The sequence below is a fragment of the Bacillota bacterium genome (assembly GCA_040754675.1).
Taxonomy (GTDB): Bacteria; Bacillota; Limnochordia; order Limnochordales; family Geochordaceae; genus Geochorda.
Window position 1 is genome coordinate 1 of record JBFMCJ010000598.1, and the last position, 2,376, is coordinate 2,376.

Below are 2,376 nucleotides of genomic sequence, written 5' to 3' on the forward strand. Positions count from 1 at the left end.
CCCGTCTCGAAGAAGGTCGCCGGCGATCCCGACTTCGAGATGCTGAAGCACTATGCCTCCATGGTCGAGAAGATCACGGGGCGCAGCGCCCTGGAGGTCTCGGCCGGCTCCGCGCAGGAGCTGGCCGACTGGTGCAAGGCGAACCACCAGGCCTGGGTCGGACAGGTTGAGTGGTCGCAGTATCAGCTCCCAGTGCGGCCGGCGGCCGGGGGCGCGGCGGCCGGGGTGGTCGCCACGCGGGATCGGCCATGGCAGTACGAGCGGACGCTGCAGGCGGGCGAGATCGTGGCCACCAACGCGAGGCAGCAGCTCCATGGCCAGATCGCCTACACGGTCGACCTCGGCGGCGGGATGACGGGGGTCTACATCCAGCACGGCGACGACAACCGCTACTCGAAGATGGGCCGGCTGACCATCTATCGGGACAACTACGGCGGCACCGCGGCCGAGATCGCCGATGCCCTCGACCAGTTCAGGCGGCTCGGGCTCGACGTTCGCCTCGCGACGAGGGACGATCTGGAGATGGTCTACCTGCAGAAGCAGGCGCATGCTATGAGGCTGGAGGATGACGCGGATTGGCAGGAGGCCCTCCGGCGGGCCGAAACGGAGCCGACCACCAGGGGCAAGCTTGGGGTCCTGCGTGACTTCTTTGCTGCCAAGCTCGGCGTCGAGGACGTCACGAGGCTGAAGGCCTACAGGCCCGAGCCGCAGTTCGACTCGGGCTGGAATCCGTCGTCCGGAGCGAAAGCGGACTCCCCGGCGGGCAGGCCCTACTGGAGGCGCTTCGACATGACCGAGGCGGACCTGAAGCGGGAGATGCGAGACTATGGTCTGACGCACTCCCTCTCGGGCGTAACGGTCTCGCAGTTTCTGGAGAGGGTCCTGGCGGGGAATGGCTGGCTGAGCAACACCGAGGAACGGATCAGGATCGGGGTTTTCCGGGGCGAGGGAATGAGCCCGGAGGAGGACATGAGAACCGGCGGGGCCAGCTACGTCTTCACACGGATCAAGCAACTCTCGCACAGCACCCACGAGCATTTGGTCTTCGACCCGAAACTGCTGCTGCGGACTGATCTGATTTCCTACGACGGGGACATGTACGGGCGGTCGGATCCTGCGACGAAGAGGCGCCGAAACGTCAGCGTCGAGGAGTGGAAGCGAGCCGCCCGCCACGGCTCGAACGAGGCTATCATCAAGAACGGCGTGAGCCTGGTGGACAACCTGATCCGGATCAACACCGGCAGCTCCCAGGAGAGGAATCGGGTGCTCGATCTCCTCCGGAGCCACGGGATCACGCGGATCAACGGACGGGACGTCGAGGAGGTGGTCAAGTGAAAGCGATGGAGCAGTTGGAGCGGACGTTCAAGGGCGGTGCCACCTTGGCGGTCCGCGAGGGCGGGCGGGAGCTGCTGCCGCCCTGGCCGGTGGACTACCTCAAAGTGGAGGGCGGGCTGGTCGAGTACACATGGACGGGCTACGACGAGCGGGTCCACAGCCACCCCGTCGACTCGGTCGAGGCCGGCGATGACGGGGAGGTGAGGATAGTGACTGCCGATGGCTATACCCTCGTGGTGGAGCCCATCTGGCGGCCGGCCGACGCGGACGTCCTCAGGCGCTGGTGCGAGATAGTGAAGTCGGACCCCCAAGCCAAGCGGTACCCGGAGGGCGGCTGGCGCTATGAGGTTTGAGATCATGCGCGAGGCAACCCTCGACCCCGATCTCGGGGGCTTTCGGCCGGCCCTGCTCTGGGTCTACGACCCGTCCCGACCGGAGATCAGCTTCCATCCGGTCCACACGGCGTTCGACTGGCTCGTTTTGGACTATGAGGCCGAGGTCGCGGACGCTCGCAGCCGTGGCTTCTCCTGGCGCGAGATATGGGAGCATTGGGGCAACAAAGGAGGCGACGGCTACCATCGTGTGCGGACGGCCCCGATGGTGGTCGACTACCCGGACCTGGAGACCCTGGTGGAGGCCGAGCTGGCGATCCTGAGATACGGCCCTCCGCCGCCCCGCGCCGGTCGGAGCCCGGCAGGGCCACCGAGGACCCCGCGGCCACGCGCCGGATCGGCCACATCGGAACCGACGAGAGCATAGCACACATCGGGCCGCGCTGCAGGCACAACCATGTCTAGGGTGGATGAGATCAAGCTGGCGGTAGAGAGGGAATTGGAATTGCGCAGGTCGATCCTGGACGGAGATCCGGCCCTGCGCAGCGTGCTGGTCACCGTCTACATGGACCGCCGTTCCGGCCGGCCGATGGAGGTGGAACTGAGCATCAAGTCCCAGGCCCTCTTGATGCAGACTGCCGGCGTGGCGGAATCCGACCCGGCCACCTGCTGAAACCCGGCCGTCCGGACTGTCGGCGCAACCGATTGA

At 66.5% G+C, this 2,376-nt stretch carries 4 protein-coding genes; all 4 read left to right on the forward strand.

The features are described 5' to 3' along the window. A partial coding sequence (locus tag AB1609_21385; protein MEW6048989.1) for a hypothetical protein occupies positions 1-1,335 on the forward strand: 1,335 nt, incomplete at its 5' end. Continuing rightward, positions 1,332-1,688, forward strand: coding sequence for a hypothetical protein (locus tag AB1609_21390; GenBank protein ID MEW6048990.1), 357 nt, complete (start codon positions 1,332-1,334; stop codon positions 1,686-1,688). The genes AB1609_21385 and AB1609_21390, both read left to right, overlap by 4 nt. Next, positions 1,678-2,094: a hypothetical protein gene (locus AB1609_21395; protein MEW6048991.1), complete on the forward strand. Its 417-nt coding sequence runs from the start codon at positions 1,678-1,680 to the stop codon at positions 2,092-2,094. Before AB1609_21390 ends, AB1609_21395 begins: the two co-directional genes overlap by 11 nt. A 30-nt stretch (positions 2,095-2,124) precedes the next feature. Then, positions 2,125-2,340 carry a hypothetical protein gene (locus AB1609_21400; protein MEW6048992.1) on the forward strand — a complete coding sequence of 72 codons (216 nt, stop codon included), beginning with the start codon at positions 2,125-2,127 and terminating at the stop codon, positions 2,338-2,340. Positions 2,341-2,376 lie beyond the last annotated feature (36 nt).

Coding starts and splice junctions, on each gene's coding strand:
- AB1609_21395 (MEW6048991.1), top strand. CDS start 1,678: ATGAGGTTTGAGATCATGCGCGAGGCAACCCTCGACCCCGATCTCGGG.
- AB1609_21400 (MEW6048992.1), top strand. CDS start 2,125: ATGTCTAGGGTGGATGAGATCAAGCTGGCGGTAGAGAGGGAATTGGAA.